This window comes from Amycolatopsis sp. NPDC001319, assembly GCF_042896185.1.
Taxonomy (GTDB): domain Bacteria; phylum Actinomycetota; class Actinomycetes; order Mycobacteriales; family Pseudonocardiaceae; genus Amycolatopsis.
This window is the reverse complement of sequence record NZ_JBIAWY010000022.1, coordinates 37,520-61,330: the sequence shown is the minus strand read 5'-3', so window position 1 is coordinate 61,330 and position 23,811 is coordinate 37,520. Positions and strand designations below refer to the sequence as shown.

The following is a 23,811-nucleotide window of genomic DNA, read 5'->3' as shown; positions in this document are numbered from 1 at the left end:
TGCCAGGGTGTTGCCAGGTGTTGCCGTGACGTGAGCAATAGTGTCAACGCTGGCAACGCGGACGCGCAATGGCCTATTTGGGTGATGTCAATTTGCGGCCCCGCGTGCCCTATGCTGTGTTGCATGGCTGACAACACGGCGACCACGAAGGGCAGAGCGCTCGGCGCCGCTCTTCGTAAAGCGCGAGAAGAGCGCGGTGTGTCTCTGCGCTCCGTGGCCAAGGACCTCGGCATCGACCCGCGCACGCTGTCCCGATGGGAGGCCGGGAAACGGGTGCCGCCGCCGGCCGATATCGCCCGGATCCTCGGCCATCTCGGCATCGACAACAGCCGCTACGACGAGATCATGGGGATGCTCGACGGCGTCGACGCGACACAGTGGCTCGCGATCTCGCTACCCGAGCAGCGGCAGCAGAACTCGGCGCTGCTGGACTTCGAGGCGACCGCGAACACCATCACCGAGGTCGCGCCGCTACTGATCCCCGGGTTGGTGCAGACCCGCGGCTACGCCCGCGCGATCATGTCCGGCGGCACCGTCCCGGCCGACGAGATCAACACCCGAGTCGCCACGCGGCTCGGTCGCCGTGATGTGGTGAGCGCCGACAGGCCGGACCCGGCGAACCTCGTCGCACTGATCGGTGAGGCTGCGCTCAGGCAGGAGATCGGCAGCGCGGAGGTGATGGTCGAGCAGCTCGAGTACCTGCTGCGGGTCGCCGCGTGGGATCACGTCGATCTCCGCGTGATGCCGTTCACCAGCGGCTGGCACCCGGCGCTCGAGGGACCGTTCACGCTGATCGACCCGCGAGACGACGGTTTCCCCATCGTGTTTCTGGAGAACCGGCGAAGCGGGCTGATCCTGCACCAGGAGGCCGACGTGACGGCGTACCGCGAAGCGGTCGGCGTCGTGCTGGAGGTGGCGATGAGCCCGGAGGCTTCGGCCGAGCTCATCGCCGATGTCATCAAGGGAATGAGGACAGGATGAGGGTACCTAGTGGCCCCGACAAATGGCGAAAGCCGCGTCGGAGCCAGAACGGCAACAACTGCGTGGAGGTCGCGTTGGACCCGACCGTCGTCGGTGTGCGCGACACCAAGGACCGGGAGGGCGGACAGCTGTCTGTTCCCGGACCAGCGTGGCGGGCGTTGATCACGAACTTCACGCGCGACTGACCCGAAACACAGGATGCCCCGGCACACCCCAGTCGTGCCGGGGCATCGCTCTGAATGGTGGTAGTCAACGCCAGTAGGTGTGCACGTATTGCCTCGAAGGCGGCACACCCGTGCTGATGGCCGACGGGCGCGTGAAGCCGATCGCCGACCTGCAGGTGGGGGAGCGGATCCTCGGCACCCGCGGCCACGGCGTCGCGCGGCGGCTGGTGCCCACGGAGGTGCTGGCGCACTGGACGACGGTGCGCGAGGCGTACCGCGTGACACTCGACGACGGCACCGCCCTCGTCACCGGGCCCGACCACCGGTTCCTCAGCGCGCGTGGCTGGAAGTACGTCACCGGCAGCAAGCTCGGCGCGGCACAGCGGCCGCACCTGGTCGAGGGCACGGAACTCGTCGGCGGCGGCAAGTTCGTGCGCACACCCGACGACACGCTCGGCTACCGCGCGGGCTACCTGTGCGGCATGTTGCGTTCCGGCGGCTTCGCGGCGGAGAAGGACGCGGCGGCGCGGGCGTTGCGGTACCTGCCCGATTTCGGTGCGTCCGTGGGGTTCATGAGCCTGCCACCGAAGCCCGACGCGCACTGGGCGCGCGGGTTCCTCGCCGGACTGTTCGACCTGGCGGGCGCGTATCGGCGCGGGGTGCTGTCGATCGCGCACGACGAGACCGATGTGGTCGAGGCGATGTTCGCGGCGCTGGACCGGTTTTCGTTCGAGTACGAGACCGTCGGCCACCGCGAGTACGCCGGCCGGCGCCAGGCGCGGCTGACCGGCGGCGCCGGGGAAGTGTTGCGGTTCCTGCACGTGACCGATCCGGCGGTCGCGTGGAAGCGCTCTCTCGACGGCACGACGATCGGGTCCGTGCGGCGGGTCGTCACGTCCGTCGAGTCGCTCGGCCTGGAGCTGCCGCTGTTCGACATCACCACCGGCACCGGCGACTTCGTGGCCGACGGCATGGTGTCCCACAACTGTTTCGCCCGCAACACCCACACCTACCTCGACTTCGACGCGGGCCACGACTTCGACACCCAGGTCGTGGTGAAGGTCAACGCCCCGGAAGTCCTTGCCGCGCAACTGAAACGGCCCAGCTGGCAGCGCGAGCACGTGGCCATGGGCACCAACACCGACCCGTACCAACGCGCCGAGGGCCGCTATCGCCTGATGCCCGGCATCATCCGCGCCCTGGCCGACTCGGGCACGCCACTGTCGATCCTGTCGAAGGGCACGGTCCTCACCCGCGACCTCCCGCTGCTGGAATCGGTCGCCAAAGACGTGCCGGTGAGCCTCGCCGTCTCGATCGCCCTGCTCGACCGCGAGCTGCAACGCCGCCTCGAACCCGGCACCCCCAGCCCGCAGGCCCGCCTCGACCTCGTCCGCAAGGCCCGCACGGCCGGCCTGCCGTGTTCCGTGCTCGTCGCCCCGGTGCTGCCGTACCTGACGGACTCCGTCGAAGCCCTCGACGCCCTCTTCACCGAACTCGCCGACGCCGGCGCCGACAGCGTCACCGTCATCCCCCTCCACCTCCGCCCCGGCGCCCGCGAGTGGTTCGCCTCGTGGCTCGGCCGCCACCACCCCACGCTGGTGCCGCGCTACAAACGCCTCTACTCCCGCGGCAGCTACGTCGACCGCGCCTACCGCCAACAACTCGGCGAACGCGTCGGCCCCCTGCTCCGCCGCCACGGCCTGGCCCCCAAAACGGGCTACAACCCCCGCACCGCCGCCGAACCCGAAGTCCCGGAGCCCCGCGCGGAAACCCCACCACCCGCCGAACAGCTCCGCCTGCTCTGACCGCGCCACCCGGCCTTCCCCGACCGGCGCGCTCAGCAGCGGTGACCCGGCCGCCAGGCCCCCCGAACGGCCGGGTCACCGTCCCTTCCGTTCGGTGGTGGGGCTTGCGGTTGAAGTCGCGCCTCGGCCCTCGCGCTCGCAGTCTTGTCCCGTCATCGCGCCCGAGCCCAGGCCTGCACCCGCACTCGTGCCCGCCGCGTCGAACTCGTGGCCGCCCCCTCGCGCTTGTGCCCGCTCCCGTGCTCGCGTTCGTGCCCAGGCTCGCGCTTGTGCCCGCCTCCTCGCGCTTGTGCCCGCCCAGTGCTCGCGCTCGTGCCGAGGCTCGCTGCCCCACTCGTGCCTGCGCTCGGACCCGCACTCGTGCCTGCGGTCGAACTCCTGCCCGCCGCCCTCACTCGCGCCCGCACCCGTCGCTGCTCCTGCGGCCTCGTCAACGCTCCGCGTACGACCGACTCGAGCCGAGGTGCCCGCACCCGCCGCGAGTTGTGGAAACCCACCACCCGCCGAACAGCTCCGCCTGCTCTGACACACCTCGTCCGGCTCACCAGCCGGCCTGCCCCGACCAGGTGTGGCCGAAACGGCGGCCCGGCCGGCACGCCCCGAACGGCCGGGCTACCCCTCCTCGGCGAGACAGTGTCCCTGCGCGGTCGCCGCTGCCCGTCGAATGGTGTGATTGCGTCGGGTTTCGTCGTGACGGCACACAGCGGTTGCGCCGTCGATGCCGCAATACCGGCGTATGCCCTCGGCACGGCGGTTCGTCGGGTGACGAAGGAGCACAGTGGACTACATACCGCCGGCGTCGGTGCCGGGGCGAAGGCTTGGACCGCGCCCGTTGACCGAGGATGGGGTCGCGGCGTTGCTGGACCGTTACGCGTTTCACGACTCCGTCCTCCGCCGTGTGGTCCTTGATCAGGAATTCGGGCGGTATGCGACACCTCCACGCGCCGCGAGGCTCGTGATCGACGCCATGGTGATGAGCGAAGATCTCCGCTGGGAACCCGTATCCCTGGACCTGCTCGGCGTGCGACGGTTCCGCATCGACGAGAGCGTCACCACCACGTGGGTCCTCTACGATCCCCCGCAGTTCACCCGCTTCGATGGGCTGTTGCAGGTCGACTTGTGCGCCGAACGCTTCGGAAACCTGCACCCGGAGAACGCCGAGGAGGTCTTCGAAGGCTCGAGCTTGGTCTTCGAAGTGGCCGGTGGCACGTGGAGCGCTCTGAACCCTTGGGGGCAGCAAGACGTCTCCGGCAGCAAAGGCCGGCCCTGATCGCGCCGACGCCGAGGACCGACACCTCCGCGTGCCTCACGCGGTAGGGACAACACCGACTCAAGCCTGGTCGCCGCCTCTTCCCTGCCATTCGTTAGCCTCTGTGTTCGGCGAAAACCCGCCGACGAACCCGTGAACCCGTGGGCTAAGGAGAGCAGTCGCAGTGCTCCGCACTCATCAAGCCGGCACCCTGCGTGCCGGGCAGGCCGGCCAGACCGTCACCCTCACCGGCTGGGTGGCGCGGCGGCGCGATCACGGCGGAGTCATCTTCATCGACCTCCGCGATGCCAGCGGGGTCGCCCAGGTGGTGTTCCGCGAGGGCGAGATGGCCGAGCGCGCGCACGCGCTGCGGTCGGAGTTCTGCGTGAAGATCGTCGGCGAGGTGTCGAAGCGGCCCGAGGGCAACGCGAACGCCGAGATCCCCACGGGCGAGATCGAGGTCCTCGCGACCGAGCTCGAAGTCCTGTCCGAGGCCGCGCCGCTGCCGTTCCCGATCGACGACCGGGTGGACGTCGGCGAAGAGGTGCGCCTGAAGTACCGCTACCTGGACCTGCGGCGCAGCGGGCCGGCGGCCGCGATGCGGCTGCGCAGCAAGGTGAGCCGGGCGGCGCGCGAGGTGCTCGACGCGCAGGACTTCGTCGAGGTCGAGACGCCGACGATGACCCGCTCCACCCCCGAGGGCGCCCGCGACTTCCTCGTGCCCGCGCGCCTCAAGCCCGGGTCCTGGTACGCGCTGCCGCAGTCGCCGCAGCTGTTCAAGCAGCTGCTGATGGTCGGTGGCCTCGAGCGCTACTACCAGATCGCGCGCTGCTACCGCGACGAAGACTTCCGCGCCGACCGCCAGCCCGAGTTCACGCAGCTCGACATCGAGATGAGCTTCGTCGACCAGGACGACGTGATCAAGCTCGGCGAGGACATCGTGTCCGCGCTGTGGAAGCTGATCGGCCACGAGATCCCGCGCCCGATCCCGCGCATCACCTACCACGAGGCCATGGCCAAGTACGGCTCCGACAAGCCGGACCTGCGCTTCGACCTCGAGATCACCGACATGACGGAGTTCTTCGCCGACACTCCGTTCCGCGTGTTCCAGGCGCCCTACGTCGGCGCGGTCGTGATGGCCGGCGGTGCCGACCAGCCGCGCCGCCAGCTCGACGCGTGGCAGGAGTGGGCCAAGCAGCGCGGCGCCCGCGGCCTCGCGTACATCCTCGTGAACGAGGACGGCACCCTCGGCGGCCCGGTCGCCAAGAACCTGTCGGAGACCGAGCGCGAGAACGTGGCCAAGGCCGCCGGTGCGAAGCCCGGCGACTGCATCTTCTTCGCCGCCGGCAAGACCGCCACGACCCAGGGCCTGCTCGGCGCCGCGCGCGACGAGATCGGCAAGCGCCTCGGCCTCATCGACGAGGACGCCTGGTCGTTCGTGTGGGTCGTCGACGCGCCGCTGTTCGCGCCGGTCGAGGACATCGGCGACGACGTGGCCGTCGGCTCGGGCAAGTGGACCGCCGTGCACCACGCGTTCACCTCGCCCACGCCGGAGTGGGTCGACAAGTTCGAGCAGGACCCGGGCGCCGCACTGGCCTACGCCTACGACATCGTCTGCAACGGCAACGAGATCGGCGGCGGCTCCATCCGTATCCACCGCGGCGACGTGCAGAAGCGCGTGTTCGCGCTGATGGGCCTCGGCGAGGAGGAAGCGCAGGAGAAGTTCGGCTTCCTGCTCGACGCGTTCGCCTTCGGCCCGCCGCCCCACGGCGGCATCGCGTTCGGCTGGGACCGCATCGTGATGCTGCTGGCCAAGGCCGACTCGCTGCGCGACGTCATCGCCTTCCCCAAGACCGGCGGCGGCTACGACCCGCTCACGGCCGCGCCCGCGCCCATCACGGCGCAGCAGCGCAAGGAAGCCGGCATCGACGCCAAGCCCCAGGCCCCGAAGACCCCCGAGGCCAAGAACCCCGAGGCCCCGAGCGCGAAACCAGCCCAGCCCCAGGGCTGATGCTCCACCTCAGGGCCCTGTGCCCGCCGGAGCGGACCCCCGAGGTGCTCGCGTACCTGCGAGCACACTCCGGGACCGCGCACCTCGTGGTGCACCACGGGGTCGCCCTCGTGCCCGCGGGCGACCTCGTGGAGGCCGACGTGGCCCGCGAAGCCGCGGGTGAGATCGTCGACGCGCTGTGCGCGCTGCACCTCGACCGCACCGGCGGCATCACGCTCGAAAACCTCGACACCGCGGTGTCCGACGCGGCCGACGCCGCCGAGGAGGCCACCCCCGGCGAGGGCGCCAACGCGATGGTCTGGCAGGAGCTGCTCGGCCGCACGGGCGAGGAGTCGCGCTGGACCCTCACGTTCCAGGCGTTCCTCACGATCGCGTGCCTGCTCGCGGCCACGGGCGTGATCACCGACTCGCCGATCACGGTCGTCGGCGCCATGGTCGTCGGTCCCGAGTTCGGCCCGCTGGCCGCCGTCGCCGTGGGCCTGGTCCTGCGGCGCTGGGACCTCGTTCGCCGGGCGGGGATCGCGCTGGCCGTGGGGTTCCCGGTGGCCATGCTGGTCACGGGCGTGGCGGTGCTGCTGGGGAGCGTGTTCGGCTTCTTCGACCCGAAGAGCATCCTCGACAACTACAACGTCGACTTCGTCTACCAAGTCGGCGCGGCCTCGTTCGTGGTCGCGCTGCTCGCCGGCGCCGCCGGGATGCTCGCGATGACGTCGGCGAAGTCCGCCGTGCTGGTCGGAGTGTTCATCTCCGTGACCACGGTGCCGGCCGCCGGTTACACGATGGTCGCCGCCGTTGCCGGGCGCTGGGACCGCGCGGGGTTTTCGGTGCTGCAGTTGTTCGTGAACCTGATCGGGATCGTCCTCGCTGCGGCCATTGTGCTGATACTTCGACGGCGCAAGCAACGTTCCGGGGACCTGTTACGTCCGCTTTCACGCGGGTGATGAACTACGCGTCGGTTCGCGTGTTCTTGCCCGGATCACTGTGGTCATGGTTGCTCAGTCACGAGTAGGGTCGGTGCCAATGACAGTCGACACCTCCTCCGCCGGCGACGCGGGCGTCGGAGCAGGAGCCGGGCAGCTCGCTGTCGCCGCGGCGGTCGCGGCGGGCGAGGCGGTGCTCTCGCGCCGCTTCGGCAGCGCGATCACCCTGGTGTCACCGGAAGGACTCGACGGCAGCGGACCGGCCACGGTCGTGCGGGCCCGGGTCGTGTCGTCGTCGTTCGCGCTGCCGCGCACGCTGGTCATCAAGCACTACCCCGACCCGCCCGAGCCCGGCGAGGCCGACCCGTTCGCGCAGGAGGCCGTGAGCTACCAGCTCTTCACGGCGTTGTCGCCCGACGAGCGCATGTGCCCCGAGCTGCTCGCCCACGACGGGCGCCACCGCGTGCTCGTGATCGAGGACCTCGGCCGCGCGCCGACGTTGCAGGACAAGCTCGCCTCGCGCGACTCCCGCGCAGCCGAGCGCGCGCTGCTGTCGTGGGCCCGTTCGCTCGGGCGCCTGCACGCGAGCACCGCCAGCCGCGAAGCCGACTTCAACGCGCTGCTGCGCCGCCTCGGCGGCCCGGTGCGCAACCAGGACGCGGGCCTGGCCGACCTCACCGCCGAGGTGCCGCCGATGCTGGCGGACCTGCTCGACGTGGTGGTCGCCGAACCGGTCCACGACCGCGTCGCCCAGGCGGTGGCGCAGGCGCGCTCGGCGTCGTTCCGGGCGTTCAGCCCGGTGGATCTGAGCCCCGACAACAACCTCGTGACCGGTTCCGGCGTGCGGTTCCTCGACTTCGAACGAGGCCGCGTGCGCACGGCCCTGGTCGACGCCGCCTACCTGCGCCTGCCCTTCGCTTCCTGCGAAGACGCGCTGGCCCTGCCCGCGGGCATGAGCGAAGCGATGATCGCCGCCTGGCGCGCCGAGGTCGTGTCCGTGTGGCCGTCGTTCGCCGACGACGAGGAGCTCGCCGCGCAGCTCACGATCAGCGAGCTGCTCATGGTCTGGCTCATCACCCGCGAAACGCTCCCGAAACTGGACCTCAGCCGCCACGCCACGCCCGTGAGCCGGGAGGCGGCGCTCGTCACGTGGTGGCGCGAGCTGGCCAAGCACGCGGGTTACGCGCGGCTCACGGACATCGCCGAGCACGCACAGCGCGTGGCCGCGGCGCTCGGCGCGCGGCTCGGACCGCACGCGGATCTGGCGTTCTACCCCGCTTTCCGCTAGCCCGATTCGTCGGGAAGATCCCGTTTCGCGCGGGTGAACGAGGGAAACCGGCAATCCCGACCCCGCCGGGCGGACAGGACATGCCAAGAGTTTCAGCCCCCGTCCATGCCGCGTTACCTGGTCATCACCGCAGGTGAGTTTCGGTGCCGGATGGTCTTCTGCGTGACCGTGATCAGCGTCGAAGTCACCCGCTTCCCCGAACCCGCCGATCCCGCGCCGCAGCGGCAGACCACCGACGCCGCGCCGGCCGACGAGCCGCGCCGTGCGCGCCGGCTGGCCATGCTGGGGGACTCCACCGCCGTGGGCCTGGGCGACCCGCTGCCGAACCGAGGTGGCTGGCGCGGAGTGGGGCCGCTCGTCGCCGCCGCGCTCGGCGTGGCCGAGGACGGATACCTCAACCCGTCGTTCGAAGGCGCGCGGATGAAGGACGTGCTGACCCGCCAGATGCCGGCGGTGCTGGAGTTCCGGCCCGAGATCGCGCTGCTCGTGGTCGGCATGAACGACACGCTGCGGCCCGATTTCAACGCGGAGCAGATCGCCGCCGACCTCACCGAGCTCATCCGCACGCTCGCCGCCCACGGCACGCTGCTGGTGCCGGTGCGGTTCCACGACCACGGCAAGGTGTTCCGCCTCCCCCCGTCGATCAAGCGCGCGCTGGGCGCCCGTGTCGCGGAGCTGAACGAGGTCATCGACGCGGTCGTGGCCGCCGAAGGCGTGCCGTGCCTGGACCTCGACGCGATGCCCGGTGCCTACGACCTGCCGTCGTGGAGCGTCGACCGGCTGCACCCGTCGGAGCTGGGGCACCGGATGCTGGCGCTCGGCTTCACCGCGCTGCTGGCCGAAGCCGGGTTCGCCGTGCCGGAACCGGTGAGCCTGACCTGCTCCGGCGGCGTCCAGCCGAGCACCGCGAGCCACGTCGTGTGGCTGGTTGCGCGCGGCCTGCCGTGGCTGTGGCGCCGCGGGCGCGAGTTCCTGCCCTACGCGGTGGCGATCATGTGGCGCTCGTTCCGCGAGCGCGTGGACTGAACACGCGCAACGCTTCCGCGTCGGACGCCGGGTTGCGCACGAAGTACTCGGCCCATTCTTCGATGCCGGCGTACTCGGACCGGGCCAGCACTTCGCACGCTTTCTCGGTGTCGTAAGGGGTTCGGCGCAGCTGCACGCCGGGGCCGAGCAGGGCCCAGTGCGCACCCGTTGTGCCGTAAGGCATTCCGACGCTGCCGGGGTTGACGATCCGGGTGCGGTCCGCCAGCCGCACGAACGGCATGTGGGTGTGCCCGCACACCACGGTTTCCGCCGTGACGCCGTCGAGCACCTCCGCCCAGCGCGACAGCGGGCTGTCGACGAGGGCGACTTCCTCGTCGTCGCGCGGGGTCGCGTGGCAGAACAGCACCTCGCCGAGCCCGTCGACGTCGAGCGTGACGGTCAGCGGCAGCGCGGCGAGCAGCTCGACCTGGTCCGGGCGCAGCTGAGCGGCGGCCCACGGCGCGATCGGGTCGGGGATCTGCGTGGTGCCGCCGCCGGCGAGCGTCACGAGTTCGCGGTCGGCGTTGCCGCGCACCCACACCGCGCGTTCGCCGAGCGCCCCGAGCCGGTCGAGCGTCTGCCGCGGCAGGGGACCGGCGGCGTGGTCGCCGCACAGCACGACCACGTCGGCCGCCGCGACGTCCGGCTCCGCGAGCACGGCGTCGAGCGCGGGCAGCACCCCGTGGATGTCGGACAGGACCGCGACGGAGGACACCATCCCGCGATTCTGCCCGCCGCGACGCCGCCGGCGAGCGGTGTTCGCCGGCGGCGCAATACGGGTCACACGCGGTTCAGACGTTCAGGGGCAGCTTCGTCACGCCCGTCATCGCCGGGTTGGGCTGGAACGCCGGCGGCTCACCGGGAATCGTGCGCAGCGACGGGTAGCGGTCGAGCAGGATGTTCAGCGCCGTGCGGCCTTCGAGCCGCGCGAGCGGCGCGCCGATGCAGAAGTGGATGCCGCGCCCGAACGCCAGGTGCGCGTGGGCGATGTCCTCGCGCGTCGGGTCGAACGAGTCGGGTTCGGCGAACACGCGCGGGTCGCGGTTGGCCGCGGCGACCCAGACCATGAGCATCTGGTCGGCCGGGATCGTGGTGCCGCCGACCGCCACCTCGCGGTTGGTCACGCGCGCCACGGCCCCGAACGGCGACAGGTAGCGCAGCGACTCCTCGATCACCGGGGCCAGCAGCGAGCGGTCGGCCCGCACGCGCGCGTCCCACTCGGGGAACGCGTCGAGGCACAGCACGGTGTTGCCGAGCAGCATCGTGGTCGTGATGTGCCCGGCCAGCAGCAGCACCTGCGCGAAGTTCACGATCTCCGAGCGCGTGAGCCGCTCCCCGTCGACCTCCGCCTCGACGAGTTTCGTGAGCAGGTCTTCGCGCGGATTGCGCCGGCGCTCGTCGGCGTGCTCGCCGAGGTAGTCGGTGAACTTGCGGCTCACGGCCAGCTGGTCCTTCAGCCGCTTCTGCTGTTCCTCGGAGTCGTCGGTGAGCGAGAACTGTTCCGGGCTCTCGAACAGCCGGTCCACCCACTCGCGGAACAGGTGGCGGTCGCTCGCCGGCACGCCGAGCAGCTCGGCGATCACGATCACCGGCAGCGGGTAGGCGAGGTCGGCGACCAGCTCCAGGTGGTCGCGGCCGGCGGCCTCGTCGAGCAGCTCGTGGGTCAGCTCGGCGATGCGCGGCTCGAGGTCGGCCACCACCTTCGGCGTGAAGGCGCGGCTCACGAGCTTGCGCATCTTGTTGTGCAGCGGGGGATCGAGCTGCAGCAGGTTGCCGGCCGAGAGCTCCTTGGTGTCGCCGAGGGTCTTCTCGGGCAGCAGCCGCGCGGTGTCGGAGGAGAACGTGGCCGGGTCGGACAGGATCTCGAGGGCCTCCGGGTGGCCGTAGACGTTCCACGTGCCCAGCTCGGGCTTGAACTCCACGGGGTTCTCGGGTCGTTCGCCCCGCAGCCAGAACTGTCCTTCGTGGATGGTCCAGGCTTCGGGAAGTGCGGTGCTCATGGTGTGACAGCCCCAATCTGTCTTCACGGACGGGCCGGGATCAGCCGGCCTCAGCGGTGGATTTCCCTGGGTAGATCGCCGCGTGGCACGCCGAGACGTAGGTCTCGAGCACCACCCGGAGTTCGGCGGCCGTCCGCTCGACCACGGCCTCGTCGGGGCCGTGCGGAGGTTCGAAGCCGGCGCGGATCACGTGGGCGAGCGAGTCGGCCTTGGCTTCGAGGGCCACGTCCGCGTATTCCGGGTTGACGTTGCTGTAGAGGTAGAAGCCGCTGGCCGCGGCGGCGAGGGAGAAGCGCAGGTTCTCGACGTCGTCGCGCAGGAAGCCGTTGCCGGTCCAGAGGTCCCAGGTGCGTTCGGTGGTCTCCGCGGCGGCCTGCCGGGTCTGGTTCGCGGTGAGCGCGTAGTGGCCGAGCAGCTCGGTGTCGTTCGTGAGCATGGCCGACAGCAGCGGGTCGCGGACGGTCAGCAGGAACGTGGAGCGGAAGTAGCGGTGCGGCACGACCGTGCGCGGGTCGTCGCGCAGCTGGGCCGCGGAGCTCTCGAGCAGCGTGATCGACGCTCGCATCAGCAGGGCCTCGAACAGCGAGTCCTTCGTGCGCCAGTGCAGGTAGACGGTGCCTTTGCCAATGCCGGCGCGGCGCGCGATGTCCTCGATCGTGACCTTGCGCGAGCCCCAGCGCACGAGCAGCTCGGACGCCGCGTCGAGGATCCGGTCGGCGCGTTCGCGGTTCGGGTCGTCGGGCACCCGGCCTCCTCGGTTTTGACCTCCTGACCAGATTTGCTCATCTGGTCAAATCCACGGTAGCGCGGGTACCCGGGCCGGGCAAGCGGAGTTGTCGGGGTGGTCGGTTAACGTCAACGGTGTGGCACAGGACGAACTCTTCACGGTGAACCCCGACCTGGGGCCGCCGCCGGAACCGACGCGGGCCGGCTCGTCGTCGCCGGCCGAACCGCAGGCCGACCCGGCGAGCTCGCCGCTGGCCGTGCGGATGCGGCCGCGCACGCTCGACGAGGTGGTCGGGCAGCAGCACCTGCTGCGCGAGGGCGCGCCCCTGCGGCGTCTCGTGGAGGGGGCCGCGCCGGCGTCCGTGCTGCTCTACGGCCCGCCGGGCACGGGCAAGACCACGCTGGCGAACCTCGTCTCGATCGCGACCGGCCGCCGGTTCGTCGCGATGTCCGCGCTGTCAGCGGGCGTGAAGGAGGTGCGCGGCGTCATCGAGGAGGCGCGGCGGCGCCGCCAGTACAACGCCGAGAACACCGTGCTGTTCATCGACGAGGTGCACCGCTTCTCCAAAACGCAGCAGGACGCGTTGCTGGGCGCGGTCGAGGACCGCACGGTGCTGCTGGTGGCGGCGACGACCGAGAACCCGTCGTTCTCCGTCGTGTCCCCGCTGCTGTCGCGGTCGCTGGTGCTGCAGCTGCGGCCGCTGACCGACGAGGACATCGTGAAGCTGCTCGACCGCGCGCTCGCCGACGAACGCGGCCTGGGCGGCGAGCTGTCGCTGACCGACGAAGCGCGCGACCACCTCGTGCGCCTGGCCGGCGGCGACGCGCGCCGTGCTCTGACGGCGTTGGAAGCGGCCGCCGACGCCGCGTCGGCCACCGAGGCCAAGACGATCGACCTCGCCACCGTCGAGTCCACTGTGGACAAGGCCGCGGTCCGCTACGACCGCGACGGCGACCAGCACTACGACGTGATCAGCGCGTTCATCAAGTCCATCCGCGGCTCCGACGTCGACGCGGCGCTGCACTACCTGGCCCGCATGATCGAGGCGGGGGAGGACCCGCGCTTTCTCGCGCGCCGGCTCGTGGTCCACGCGAGCGAGGACGTCGGCCTGGCCGACCCGACCGCACTGCAGGCGGCGGTGGCGGCCGCGCACGCCGTGCAGTTCATCGGCATGCCCGAAGGCCGCCTCGCCCTCGCCCAGGCCACCATCCACCTCGCCACGGCGCCCAAGTCCAACGCCGTGGTCACCGCCATCGACGCCGCCCTGGCCGACGTCCGCGCCGGCCTGGCCGGCACCGTCCCCCCACACCTGCGCGACGGCCACTACGCGGGCGCCAAGAAACTCGGCAACGCCCAGGGCTACCGCTACCCCCACAACGTCCCGGAAGGCGTCCTGGCCCAGCAGTACCCACCCGACGAACTCATCGGCCGCGACTACTACGAACCCACCCAACGCGGCGGCGAACGCCCCCTCGCCGAACGCGTGCCCCGCCTCCGCCGCACCATCCGCGACGAGCGGCAGTAGCAGTAGCGGTCACTCCGTCCGGGTGACGGTGAGCGCGGGTGCGGTCAGGACGGGCCGCGCCGGCTCCGGCGAGCGAAGCCGCGGTGGTTGGGCCGAGTGCTGTCGGTGTGTCGAGCCGTCGGGTCGCCAGGGCGGTGAGCGCCCGCTCGTCGAACGCGTACGCCGCACCATCCGCGACGAGCGGCAGTAGCAGGAGCAGTAGCCCTCACTCCGTCCGGATGGAGTCGGGACGCATGGCGGTGCGCAGGGCGGGCAGTGCGAGAGCGGTTACGAGGAAGACCAGGGCGACGCAGGTGCCGGCGAGTGCGGCGAGGGTGGTCCAGTCGACGGTGACCGGTGTGCCCAGCAGGCGGGTCACCAGGGCGGCGAGGCCGATGCCCGTGCCGGTCGCGGCGAGGACGGCCAGGACGAGCGGGACGGCCGTCTGCCACAGCAACGACTTGGCCAGCACGGACGTCGGCACGCCCGCCGCGGCGAGCAGGGCCAGTGGGCGGCGGCGTTCGCGGACCTGTTCCAGCGCGAGCACCAGCATGCTCACCCCCGCCGGCAACAGCGTGAAGAGCGAGGCCGCGTCGAGTCCACTGCGGACGGTCGCGAACGACTCCTGGCCGGCCGTGAGCAGGTCGCCGGTGCTGCCGGACACGAAGGCCTGCCAGGTCAGGTTGCCGACGGCGTCGGCGATCTGCTCGGTCGCCTCGGGATGGCCGGGGGCGAGCCGCACCCAGGCTTCGGCGCGGACGTCCGCGGGCGCGCTCAGGCCGGCGGCCGGCGTGAGCACGACGTCGCCCGCGCTGAGCGGAACCCGTGGTGTCGCAGGCAAAAGACCGGCCGGAACGGTGTAGGTGCCCTGTGAACGCGGGTGCGCGCCGTAGTCGTGGGCGCCGACCAGCGTCAGCACCGTGCCGGGCTGGATTCGACCCGCCAGGAAGCCGTCGCCGTCCGCGCACCGGGGCACTTCGAGGACCCGCTGGATCGTCGCGCACGACGCGACGGTGATCGTGGCGCGGTCCAACGGTCTCGCCGGGTCCGCGCCGATCGTGCTCACCTGTTTCGTCAGGCCCACCTGCGCGGCCGCCGGCACCCCGGCCAGATCGGCCGCGACCCGGTCGGCGCCCGCGACCGTGGTGTCGACGGTGACCCAGTCGTCGGCCGCCGGAGCGGTGTACGGCCCCGCCGTCGACAGCAGCACCAGCTGCAGCGTGATCGACCCGGCCAGCACCACGGCGACCCCGCTCACCACCCGAGCCGGGGTGCCGCTGTCGAGCTGCAGCCGCCGGACCGCCAGCTGCCACGACGGCGCGCCTCCGCGCAGCCGCCCGACCGCGCGCTCCAGCAGGCACGGCAGGATCGCGGGCACCCCGGCCAGCAACGCCGCCGAACCGGAAGCGACGAGCGCGATCCACGACGCCGTGCTCGGCTCACCGCCCGGCGGAACAGCGAACAGCAGCCCGACCCCCACCACGATCGGCACGACCCGCCACCACACCCGCCGCCGCACGGGCTTGCTGTCGCGGACCACGCCCAGCGGCTCGATGATCGTGCGGCGCATCGAAAACAGCACCGTCCCGACGGCCAGCGCCGGCATCAGCACCACGATCAGCACCGTCAGCCAAAACGACGGCACGACGTCACGGGTGAACACGCTCCACCCCAGCAGGTCGACGCGCGGCGCCAGCTGCCGCAGGCCGAGGAACGCGAGCGTCCCCAGCGCGAGCCCGCCGGCGACGCTGACCAGCGTCTCGGCCGCCGCGACCCGCCGGACCTGCCAGCCGCCCACGCCGGCCAGCCGCAGCGCCGCCAGCCGGCGATCGCGTTGCGCGCCGGCGATGCGGCTGCTCACCGACACGAAGATCAGCATCGGCACGAGCAACGCCACCCCGCCGACGATCGCCACGATCACCAGCGTCGGATCCGTCGAGACCTGCGGGGTGCCGCTGCCGAACGCATACACGTCCATCGCGCGCGGCCCGATCGAGGAAACCGGCGGCAACGGCCCGGTACCGCCGTAGAACGCCAGATCGGCCGGCCCGCGCAACCCCGCGTCACCGATCGTGCCGGCAACCTGCTGCGGAAACCGCGACCGCAGCCCCGGATCCGACGCCATCAGCCCGGCCAACGCCGGGGAGACCACGATCTCGCCCTCCTCGGGCAGCCGCGCGATCCCCGGCGGCACGGGCGAGTTCGCCCCGGTCTCGTGCAGGTACACGCCGCCGATGACCCGGCCGCGGTACTCGCTGTCGTCGTGGACCACCACGGTCGGGCTCACGCCGGCGATCACCGAAGTGTCGGGCAGCCCCGCGCTCACCCGCGCGTCCTGGTTGCCCAGCACGTGCCCGACCGACGCGAACAGCAGCAGCACCGCGACGGCGAGCCCGATCCCGATCGTCCCGAGCGTCATGCGGATCCACGACGTCCGGCCACCGCCGACCGCCAGCCGCACCCCGAGGGCGAAATCGCGCGGCCAGCTGGTGCGCACCGGCAGGTCGAGCACCGCCGTCACCGGGTCGGCTCCAGTTCCCGGATGCGGCCGTCGCGGACCACGACCTCGCGGTCGGAATACGCGGCGACGCGCGCTTCGTGCGTCACCAGCACAACCGCCGCCCCGGTCTCCTCGACGGCGGACATCAGCAGGCCCATCACGCGCTCGCCGTTGAGCGAGTCGAGCGCCCCCGTCGGCTCGTCCGCGAAGATCACCCGCGGCCCCGTCACGAGCGCCCGGGCCACCGCGACCCGCTGGCTCTGCCCGCCGGACACGTCACCCGGCCGCTGGGCCGCGGCGTCACCGACTTCCAGCCGGTCCAGCCATTCCCGCGCGGTGGCCTCGCCGCGCGCCGGCGCAGGCCCGCGAGCCGCAGCGGCAGGCAGACGTTCTCCAGGCAGCTCAGCTCCGGCACCAACTGGCCGAACTGGAAGACGAAGCCGAAATCCCTGCGCCGCAACGCACTCCGGTGCGCGTCCGACATGGTCGCCAGGTCGGTGCCGGCGTAGTGCACGGCGCCGTCGTCCGGCGCGACGATCCCGGCGAGGCAGTGCAGCAGCGTCGACTTGCCCGAACCCGACGGGCCCATCACCGCGACCACTTCCCCCGCGTGGACGGCGAGGCTCGCGTCCGCGAGCGCGGGTGTCGAGCCGAACGACTTGGTCAGCCCGGTCCCGCGCAGCAGCACCTGCGGGTCTGCGCTCGCGTTCATGCGTGCTCTCCTTCGGACGATCCGGGCGCGGCGGCGAGCTTCCCGGCGAGCCGGTCGAGGCGGGCCGCGGCCAGCTCCAGCCAGCGCAGGTCGGCTTCCAGGTGGAACAGGGCGTAGTCGCCGATCAGCGCGTCGACGAGGTCGCCCGCGCGTTTGCGCCGGGTCAGCTCGCGCATCACGCGCAGGTGCTCGGCTCGCTGGACGTCGAGCACGTCGGCGGCGTCGCGGCCGGACAGCAGCGCGAGCACGACCTTGGTGTAGAGGATGTTCTGCAGGTGCGCGACCGGTTCTTCCGGCGTGCGCAGCCACGTCTCGACGTCGGTGATCCCCGCGTCGGTGATCGTGTAGCGCTTGCGGTCCGGCCCGCCGCCGGCCTCGACACCCGCGACTTCGACGAGCCCGTTTTTCAACAGCCGCGACAACGTCGAGTAGACCTGCCCGTAGCGCAGCGGGCGGTCCTGGCCGAACCGTTCGTCGTAGGTCCGCTTGAGGTCGTAGCCGTGTCGCGGGCCGGCCTCCAGCAGCCCGAGCAGAGCGTGACTGATCGACATGACTGCGACTATACATGGCAGGTATACTCGAGGTGTATAGCTGAGTTTGCGCACGTCACGCACCTGGAGTGATCAACTGTGCCGCCAGGGCAGTGTTGGTTCCCCCTTCGATCCCGCTCGCTGAAACTCCCGTGAACGTCGCCACTTTCTTCCGTATAACGGCGGAAGCGGGAATGTCCGGCCGTCGGGCCGGTTGATTCCCGGCGACGGAGGGGGTGGCGATGACGCTGCTGACGGTGTGGCCCGACGACCAGCCCGGGCACGTGCTGCTGCGGACCGAGGACCCGGGGACGATCACGGCCGAGCTGGCCCGCATCGGGGTCGAGTTCGGCCGCTGGCCGGTGGACGGGCCGCTGCCCGGCGCCAGTGAGTCCGAGGTGCTCGCCCGGTTCCGGGACCGCATCGACTCGCGCACCACGGCCGTGGGCTACCACGCCGTCGACGTGCTCGCGGGCGACTTCGGCGCGGCCGAACGCAGCCTGCCGCGCGACGAGGACCGGTTCTTCGTGACCGGCTCCGCCGTCTGGTACCTGCACGCGGGCCGCCAGGTCCACGCCGTGCTGTGCGAGCCCGGCGACCTGCTCGGCATCCCGGCGCACACCCGCCACTGGCACGACGGCGGCTCGAACCCCGGCCACGTGACCATCCGCGTGCGCCACCCGGCTTCGGGCTCGGCGACGCCGTGGGCCGAACCATTGCGCGCCGGCGACTTCCCCGGTTTCGACGAGCTGGTGGCCGGCCGCGCGTCGACCTGGCCCGCGCTGAGCCACTGACGCCACCGACGCCACTGACACCACCGACGCTTCGGGCCTGCCTGCGCGCCGGGGCGCCGGCAGGCACGATGGAGCCATGACCACTGTCGCTTTCCTGGGCACCGGAATCATGGGCCACCCGATGGCCGCCAACCTCGTCCGCGCCGGCGTCTCGCTGCGCGTGTGGAACCGCACCCGCAGCAAGGCCGAGCCGCTGGCCGCCGACGGCGCCACGGTCGTCGACACCCCCGCCGAAGCCGCGGCGGGCGCCGACGTGCTCGTCACGATGCTGTCCGACGGGCCCACGGTCGCCGACGTCTTCGCCGCTGCGGACGTCAAGGCCGGCACGGTCTGGCTGCAGATGAGCACCGTCGGCACGGAGTGGATCGCCACGCTGGCCGAGGCCGCGGAGAAGGCGGGCGTCGTGTTCGTCGACTGCCCGGTGATGGGCACGAAGGTCCCCGCCGAGCAGGCGCAGCTGCAGGTCCTGGCCGCCGGCCCGGACGACGCGCACGAGGCCGCTGCGCCGGTCTTCGACGCCGTCGGCTCGCGCACGCGCTGGCTGGGCACCGAGCCCGGCACCGCCACGCGGCTCAAGCTGGTGATGAACGCCTGGGTGCTGGCGCTGACCAACGGCACGGCCGAGAGCCTCGCGCTCGCCCGTGCCCTCGGCATCGACCCGCAGCTGTTCTTCGACGTGATGGAGGGGACCGGCTTCGACGTCGGCTACGCGCGCATGAAGGGCCCGCTCATGCTCTCGGGCGACTACCCGGCGAGCTTCCCCGCCGCGCTGGCCGCCAAGGACGCGCGGCTCGTGGTGGAGGCCGCGGGAGACACCGTCGACGTCGCCGGGGCCGCGGCGACGCTGGCCCACCTGCAGGCCGCCGTCGACGCCGGCCACGGCGAGGAGGACATGGCGGTGCTGTACCGGGCCGTGGCCAAACAGGACGACTGATCACCACCCGAACCCTCCGCCGGCTCGCCCGGTGGAGGGTTCGGCACGGGGCACAACCGCTGGTCGGAAGCGGTTCGGATGCGCTGAGTGACCGAGCGGCGGGGCGACACCGCCGAACGGCTGGCCAGGCGGTAACCTCACTGGCACCGAAGACCCGTGCAACCCCGAGGAGGGCCCGTGTCGGCAGGGCAGATCGCCGCGCTGATCGCCGCAGGAGCATTCGTCGTGCTGGTCTTGCTGCTGGCGATCCCGCTGCTCAAGCTCGGCCGCACGCTCGACGAGGCGACGATCGCGATCCGCAAGGCCCACGAGAACAGCGACCCGATCCTGCTGGGCGCCAACGAGACGATCACCCACGTGAACACCCAGCTCGAGCGCGTCGACGGGATCACCGCCAACGCGCAGGCCGTCACGGGCAACGTCTCGGCGCTGTCCTCGGTGTTCACCGCGACCCTCGGCGGCCCGCTCGTGAAGACCGCCGCGCTGTCCTACGGGATCAGCAAGGCGATCCGCGCGCGCCGCAAGAAGCAGGAAGCGAAGGCCCAGCGGCCCGCTCGCCGGAGGAAGAAGTGAAGCGTCTGTTCTGGCTCGGCGTCGGCGTCATCGCCGGCGTCGCGCTCACCCGCAAGGCCGGGGAAACGGCTCGTCAGGCCACTCCCTCGGGGTTAGCATCGAACCTGGGCGAGGCCGTGCGCGAGCTGGCCGGCGCCGTCGGTTCGTTCGGCGCCGAGGTGCGCGCCGGGATGAGCGAACGGGAACAGGAGCTGCACGACATGGTCGAGGAACGGACCGCGTACCCCGCACCCCACGGTGCGGGCCGGCACGCCGCCGCGCGCCCCGTCCGGCGAGCTCGCCGGGCGGAAGGCTGAGCTTCTCGCGCCCGCGAGCAGCGTCCTTCCGCCGTCGCCGCCTCCCCCTTTTTCCCGGTCCGATCTTCGCGCCGAGCGGTGCGCGGACCCCAGCCCGAGGACACACCCGTGGACACACACGAGATCACCGAACGATTCCTGCGCCACTACGAGGCGAAGGGGCACACCCGCGTGCCCAGCGCCTCGCTGATCCTCGACGACCCGAACCTGCTGTTCGTGAACGCCGGCATGGTGCAGTTCAAGCCGTACTTCCTCGGTGAGGTGCCGCCGCCGTACTCGCGCGCGACCTCCGTGCAGAAGTGCGTGCGCACGCCCGACATCGACGAGGTCGGCAAGACCACGCGGCACAACACGTTCTTCCAGATGGCCGGCAACTTCTCGTTCGGCGACTACTTCAAGGAAGGCGCGATCGAGTCGGCCTGGGAGCTGATCACCGGGCCGCAGTCCGAGGGCGGCTACGGGCTCGACCCCGACCGGATCTGGGCGACCGTGTTCGAGGACGACGCCGAAGCGGCGGGGCTGTGGCGCAAGCTCACCGGCCTGCCGTCCGAGCGCATCCAGCAGCGCGGCATGGAGGACAACTTCTGGTCCATGGGCATCCCCGGCCCGTGCGGACCGAGCTCCGAGATCTACTACGACCGCGGCCCCGACTACGGCCGTGAAGGCGGGCCCGTCGCGGACGAGGACCGCTACATCGAGATCTGGAACCTGGTGTTCATGCAGAACATCCGGGGCGAGGGCGCGGGCAAGAAGAACTTCCCGATCCTCGGTGACCTGCCGGCCAAGAACATCGACACCGGCATGGGTGTCGAGCGCGTGGCGACGATCCTGCAGGGCGTCGAGAACGTCTACGAGACCGACCTCGTCCGCCCGGTGATCGGCCGCGCCGAGGAGTTCTCGGGCCGCCGCTACGGCGCCAACCACGTCGACGACGTCCGCTTCCGCGTGATCGCCGACCACGCGCGCACCGGTGTGCTGCTGATCGGCGACGGCGTCACGCCGGGCAACGACGGCCGCGGCTACGTGCTGCGCCGGCTGCTGCGCCGCATCGTCCGCTCCACGCGCCTGCTGGGCGTGCACGAGCCGGTGCTGCAGGCGTTCGCCGAGGTCGTGCGCGACACCATGGGCCCGACGTACGCGAACCTGGTCACGGACTTCGACCGCATCTCCGAGGTCGTGCGCGTGGAGGAGGAGGCGTTCCTCGCCACCCTCACCAGCGGTTCGCGCATCTTCGACCTGGCGGCGGCCGAGACGAAGAACTCCGGCGGCGACGTGCTCGCGGGCGACAAGGCGTTCCAGCTGCACGACACCTACGGCTTCCCGATCGACCTCACGCTGGAGATGGCGGCCGAGCAGGGCCTGAGCGTCGACGAGGACGGGTTCCGCACGCTCATGGAGCAGCAGCGCACCCGGGCGAAGGCCGACGCGGCGCAGCGCAAGCACGGCCACGGCGACCTGTCCGAGTACCGCAAGCTGCTGGAGCAGAACGGCGAGACCGAGTTCCTCGGCTACACCGAGCTGCAGGCGTCCGCGAAGGTCGTCGGCCTGCTCGAGGACGGGCAGCCGGTGCGCAGCGTCTCGGCGGGCCACAAGGCGGAACTGGTGCTCGACCGCACCCCGTTCTACGCCGAAAGCGGCGGCCAGGTCGCCGACATCGGCGTGCTGCTCGGCGACGGCGTGAAGCTGAACGTGCTCGACGTGCAGAAGATCGTGCCGGGCCTGTTCGTGCACCGCGTGGAGGTCACCGACGGCGAGGTCGGCATCGGCACCGAGCTCACCGGCTCGGTCGACGCCGCGCGGCGCCTGTCGATCGAGCGGTCGCACTCGGCGACGCACCTGGTTCACGCGGCCGTGCGCGGCGCGTACGGCAAGCGCGCGGCGCAGGCCGGCTCGCTCAACTCGCCGGGCCGGATGCGGTTCGACTTCACCACGCCCGCCTCGGTGTCGACCGACATCCTCACCGAGGTCGAGGAAGAGGTGAACGACTACCTGCAGACCGACGTCGAGGTGCAGAGCTACATCACCACGAAGGACAAGGCGCTCGAGCTGGGCGCGGTCGCGCTGTTCGGCGAGAAGTACGGCAACGACGTGCGCGTGGTCGACATGGGCGACTACTCGCGCGAGCTGTGCGGTGGCACGCACGTGGACCGCATCGGCCAGCTGGGCCTGGTGAAGCTCGTGGGCGACTCGTCGATCGGGTCGGGCGTGCACCGCGTCGAGGCGCTGGTGGGCCCGGACGCGCTGAAGCACGTGCGCAAGGAGCAGCTGCTCGTGTCGCAGCTGGCGAACACGTTCAAGGTGCCGACCGACGAGCTGCCGGGCCGCATCGAGGACGTGCTCTCGCGGCTGAAGAACGCGGAGAAGGAGATCGAGCAGCTGCGCACGCAGCAGGTGCTCGGCTCGGCGGGCGCGCTCACCGACAAGGCGCAGGACATCGGTGGCGTGTCGGTGGTCGCGGAGGTCGTGCCCGACGTCGACGGCAACGGGCTGCGGGCGCTCGCGTCCGACGTCCGCGGCCGCCTGGGCGACCGGCCCGGCGTGGTGGCGCTGTTCTCGCCCTCCGGTGACAAGGTGGCGTTCGTCGTGGCGACCACGTCGGCGGCGCGCGACCAGGGCATCGCGGCGGGCAAGCTCGTGCCGTCGTTCGCCGAGGCGATCGGTGGCCGCGGCGGCGGCAAGCCCGACATGGCGCAGGGCGGCGGCAGCAACCCGGCCGGCGCGCAGCAGGCCGTCGAGGCGCTGCGCGCAGCGGTCGCGGGCATTGGCCGCTAGCTCCCGGCGGGACCCGGATCGGCCCGGTGAGTCCGATCCGGGCCGCGGCAGGCGGCTCGGGGTCGATGTCGGGTCTGTCCGGGTGGGGGTGGCGCTCAGCGATCCCGCCCCCATCCTCGCGAGCCCGCTCGTTACCCTCTCCCGTGATGCGAAGGACGACAGCGATCTGGACAAGCTTGCCGAACTCGTCACCGAACACGAGGTGGTCGAGGTGATCGTGGGCTTGCCGAAGACACTGGCGAACCGAGCCGGACCCGCCGCGCAGATCGCGGTGGAGTACGCCGACAAGCTGGCCACGCGGGTCGGCGACGTGCCGGTGCGCCTCGCCGACGAACGGTTGACGACGGTCACGGCGTCCCGAATGCTTTCCCAGCGGGGGGTCAAGGGACGCAAGCAGCGGGCGGTGGTCGACCAGGCCGCCGCCGTCGAGATCCTGCAGGCCTGGCTCGACGCCGCCGCCGCGCAGCGCGCCCGGAAAGGCGAGTCATGACCGAGCCCCGCGGTCCCGAGAACGAGGGCGGCCGCCGACGATTGCGCGACCCCGGCACCACGCCGCCGGGCGGACCCCGGCGCGCCCGGCGCACACCACCGCCGTCCGGCGGCCACCACGCGGCCCCCGACCCGTACGACGACGCCCCGCCGCCCCCTCCCCCCAGCGGCGGCCGACGCCGCCGTCGCGAGGCCGCGGACGAGGTGCCGCCTCCACCGGCTCCACCGGGTCCTCCCGGACCTCCTGCACCTCCTGCATCTCCGCCGGCCACCGGCCGTCGCCGCCGTCGCGAGCCCGCCGACGTGCCTCCTCCCGACCTCCCACAGCCGTCGGGTGACCCCCGGCATGGTGACCTGCGGCAGCCTTCGGGCCCGCGCGGTGCCGATCTGCCGCCGCCCTCGGGTGACCCTCGGCATGGTGACCTGCCGCAACCGTCGCGTGGGCGCGGCGCGGATCTGCCTCAGCCTCCCGGCGACCCGCGGGGAGCCGATCTCCAGCCGCCTTCGGGTCCGCGTGGTACCGATCTCCCGTTGCC

At 71.7% G+C, this 23,811-nt stretch carries 20 protein-coding genes and 1 pseudogene; 15 read left to right on the top strand and 6 right to left on the bottom strand.

What is annotated here, in order from left to right:
- Positions 1-123: 123 nt before the first annotated feature.
- The 8 genes from ACFY1H_RS46700 to ACFY1H_RS46665 all read left to right on the top strand — a co-directional run bounded on the left by ACFY1H_RS46700 (position 124) and on the right by ACFY1H_RS46665 (position 9,444).
- Entirely contained in the window at positions 124-981 is an 858-nt protein-coding gene (locus tag ACFY1H_RS46700) for a helix-turn-helix domain-containing protein (RefSeq protein ID WP_386956387.1), read from the top strand.
- Positions 978-1,166 (top strand): DUF397 domain-containing protein, encoded by a 189-nt coding sequence (locus tag ACFY1H_RS46695; protein ID WP_386956386.1) that lies wholly within the window; start codon positions 978-980, stop codon positions 1,164-1,166. Before ACFY1H_RS46700 ends, ACFY1H_RS46695 begins: the two co-directional genes overlap by 4 nt.
- 77 nt (positions 1,167-1,243) lie before the next feature.
- Positions 1,244-2,950, top strand: coding sequence for an intein-containing Rv2578c family radical SAM protein (locus ACFY1H_RS46690; protein ID WP_386956385.1), 1,707 nt, complete (start codon positions 1,244-1,246; stop codon positions 2,948-2,950).
- An 856-nt stretch (positions 2,951-3,806) separates the two neighbouring features.
- On the top strand, positions 3,807-4,220 hold the full coding sequence (locus ACFY1H_RS46685; RefSeq protein ID WP_386956384.1) for a hypothetical protein: 414 nt from the start codon (positions 3,807-3,809) through the stop codon (positions 4,218-4,220).
- Positions 4,221-4,383: 163 nt separating this feature from the next.
- Positions 4,384-6,210, top strand: a complete 1,827-nt coding sequence (gene aspS / locus ACFY1H_RS46680) for an aspartate--tRNA ligase (protein ID WP_366583211.1) — start codon at positions 4,384-4,386, stop codon at positions 6,208-6,210.
- A complete protein-coding gene (locus ACFY1H_RS46675) occupies positions 6,210-7,151 on the top strand; it encodes a DUF389 domain-containing protein (protein ID WP_366583212.1) in 942 nt (313 codons plus the stop codon). Before aspS ends, ACFY1H_RS46675 begins: the two co-directional genes overlap by 1 nt.
- 79 nt (positions 7,152-7,230) lie before the next feature.
- Entirely contained in the window at positions 7,231-8,418 is a 1,188-nt protein-coding gene (locus ACFY1H_RS46670) for a phosphotransferase (RefSeq protein WP_366583213.1), read from the top strand.
- Between the two features lie 150 nt (positions 8,419-8,568).
- A complete protein-coding gene (locus ACFY1H_RS46665) occupies positions 8,569-9,444 on the top strand; it encodes an SGNH/GDSL hydrolase family protein (protein WP_366583336.1) in 876 nt (291 codons plus the stop codon).
- Here ACFY1H_RS46665 and ACFY1H_RS46660 read toward each other — a convergent pair.
- The 3 genes from ACFY1H_RS46660 to ACFY1H_RS46650 all read right to left on the bottom strand — a co-directional run bounded on the left by ACFY1H_RS46660 (position 9,410) and on the right by ACFY1H_RS46650 (position 12,189).
- The gene (locus tag ACFY1H_RS46660; protein ID WP_366583214.1) at positions 9,410-10,162 is read right to left on the bottom strand and encodes a metallophosphoesterase family protein; all 753 of its coding nucleotides are present in this window, start codon (positions 10,160-10,162) and stop codon (positions 9,410-9,412) included. The two genes, ACFY1H_RS46665 and ACFY1H_RS46660, sit on opposite strands and share 35 nt — an antisense overlap.
- 73 nt (positions 10,163-10,235) lie before the next feature.
- Positions 10,236-11,444 (bottom strand): cytochrome P450, encoded by a 1,209-nt coding sequence (locus ACFY1H_RS46655; RefSeq protein ID WP_386956383.1) that lies wholly within the window; start codon positions 11,442-11,444, stop codon positions 10,236-10,238.
- Between the two features lie 40 nt (positions 11,445-11,484).
- Positions 11,485-12,189, bottom strand: coding sequence for a TetR/AcrR family transcriptional regulator (locus ACFY1H_RS46650; RefSeq protein ID WP_386956382.1), 705 nt, complete (start codon positions 12,187-12,189; stop codon positions 11,485-11,487).
- A gap of 118 nt (positions 12,190-12,307) precedes the next feature.
- Here ACFY1H_RS46650 and ACFY1H_RS46645 point away from each other — a divergent pair, with 118 nt between their 5' ends.
- Complete coding sequence (locus ACFY1H_RS46645; protein WP_366583217.1) at positions 12,308-13,696, top strand: replication-associated recombination protein A; 1,389 nt, start codon at positions 12,308-12,310, stop codon at positions 13,694-13,696.
- A 205-nt stretch (positions 13,697-13,901) separates the two neighbouring features.
- Here the strand turns inward: ACFY1H_RS46645 and ACFY1H_RS46640 are convergent, their stop codons facing one another.
- The 3 genes and pseudogenes from ACFY1H_RS46640 to ACFY1H_RS46630 all read right to left on the bottom strand — a co-directional run bounded on the left by ACFY1H_RS46640 (position 13,902) and on the right by ACFY1H_RS46630 (position 17,438).
- Positions 13,902-16,196, bottom strand: a complete 2,295-nt coding sequence (locus ACFY1H_RS46640) for an FtsX-like permease family protein (RefSeq protein WP_386956381.1) — start codon at positions 16,194-16,196, stop codon at positions 13,902-13,904.
- A pseudogene (locus ACFY1H_RS46635) lies at positions 16,193-16,887 on the bottom strand (ABC transporter ATP-binding protein). Before ACFY1H_RS46635 ends, ACFY1H_RS46640 begins: the two are co-directional and overlap by 4 nt.
- Complete coding sequence (locus ACFY1H_RS46630; RefSeq protein ID WP_366583220.1) at positions 16,884-17,438, bottom strand: PadR family transcriptional regulator; 555 nt, start codon at positions 17,436-17,438, stop codon at positions 16,884-16,886. Before ACFY1H_RS46630 ends, ACFY1H_RS46635 begins: the two are co-directional and overlap by 4 nt.
- A gap of 221 nt (positions 17,439-17,659) precedes the next feature.
- On the opposite strand from ACFY1H_RS46630, the gene ACFY1H_RS46625 reads away from it, so the two are divergent.
- From ACFY1H_RS46625 to ruvX, 6 genes are all read left to right on the top strand, one after another.
- Positions 17,660-18,211 (top strand): cupin, encoded by a 552-nt coding sequence (locus ACFY1H_RS46625; RefSeq protein ID WP_366583221.1) that lies wholly within the window; start codon positions 17,660-17,662, stop codon positions 18,209-18,211.
- Between the two features lie 76 nt (positions 18,212-18,287).
- Positions 18,288-19,145 carry an NAD(P)-dependent oxidoreductase gene (locus ACFY1H_RS46620; protein ID WP_386956380.1) on the top strand — a complete coding sequence of 286 codons (858 nt, stop codon included), beginning with the start codon at positions 18,288-18,290 and terminating at the stop codon, positions 19,143-19,145.
- A 177-nt stretch (positions 19,146-19,322) separates the two neighbouring features.
- Positions 19,323-19,718 (top strand): DUF948 domain-containing protein, encoded by a 396-nt coding sequence (locus ACFY1H_RS46615; protein ID WP_364047556.1) that lies wholly within the window; start codon positions 19,323-19,325, stop codon positions 19,716-19,718.
- Positions 19,715-20,014 (top strand): hypothetical protein, encoded by a 300-nt coding sequence (locus ACFY1H_RS46610; RefSeq protein ID WP_366583222.1) that lies wholly within the window; start codon positions 19,715-19,717, stop codon positions 20,012-20,014. Before ACFY1H_RS46615 ends, ACFY1H_RS46610 begins: the two co-directional genes overlap by 4 nt.
- 108 nt (positions 20,015-20,122) lie before the next feature.
- Positions 20,123-22,786, top strand: a complete 2,664-nt coding sequence (gene alaS, locus ACFY1H_RS46605; protein ID WP_386956379.1) for an alanine--tRNA ligase — start codon at positions 20,123-20,125, stop codon at positions 22,784-22,786.
- Positions 22,776-23,276 (top strand): Holliday junction resolvase RuvX, encoded by a 501-nt coding sequence (gene ruvX, locus ACFY1H_RS46600; protein WP_364047562.1) that lies wholly within the window; start codon positions 22,776-22,778, stop codon positions 23,274-23,276. Before alaS ends, ruvX begins: the two co-directional genes overlap by 11 nt.
- The last annotated feature ends 535 nt before the right edge of the window (positions 23,277-23,811 follow it).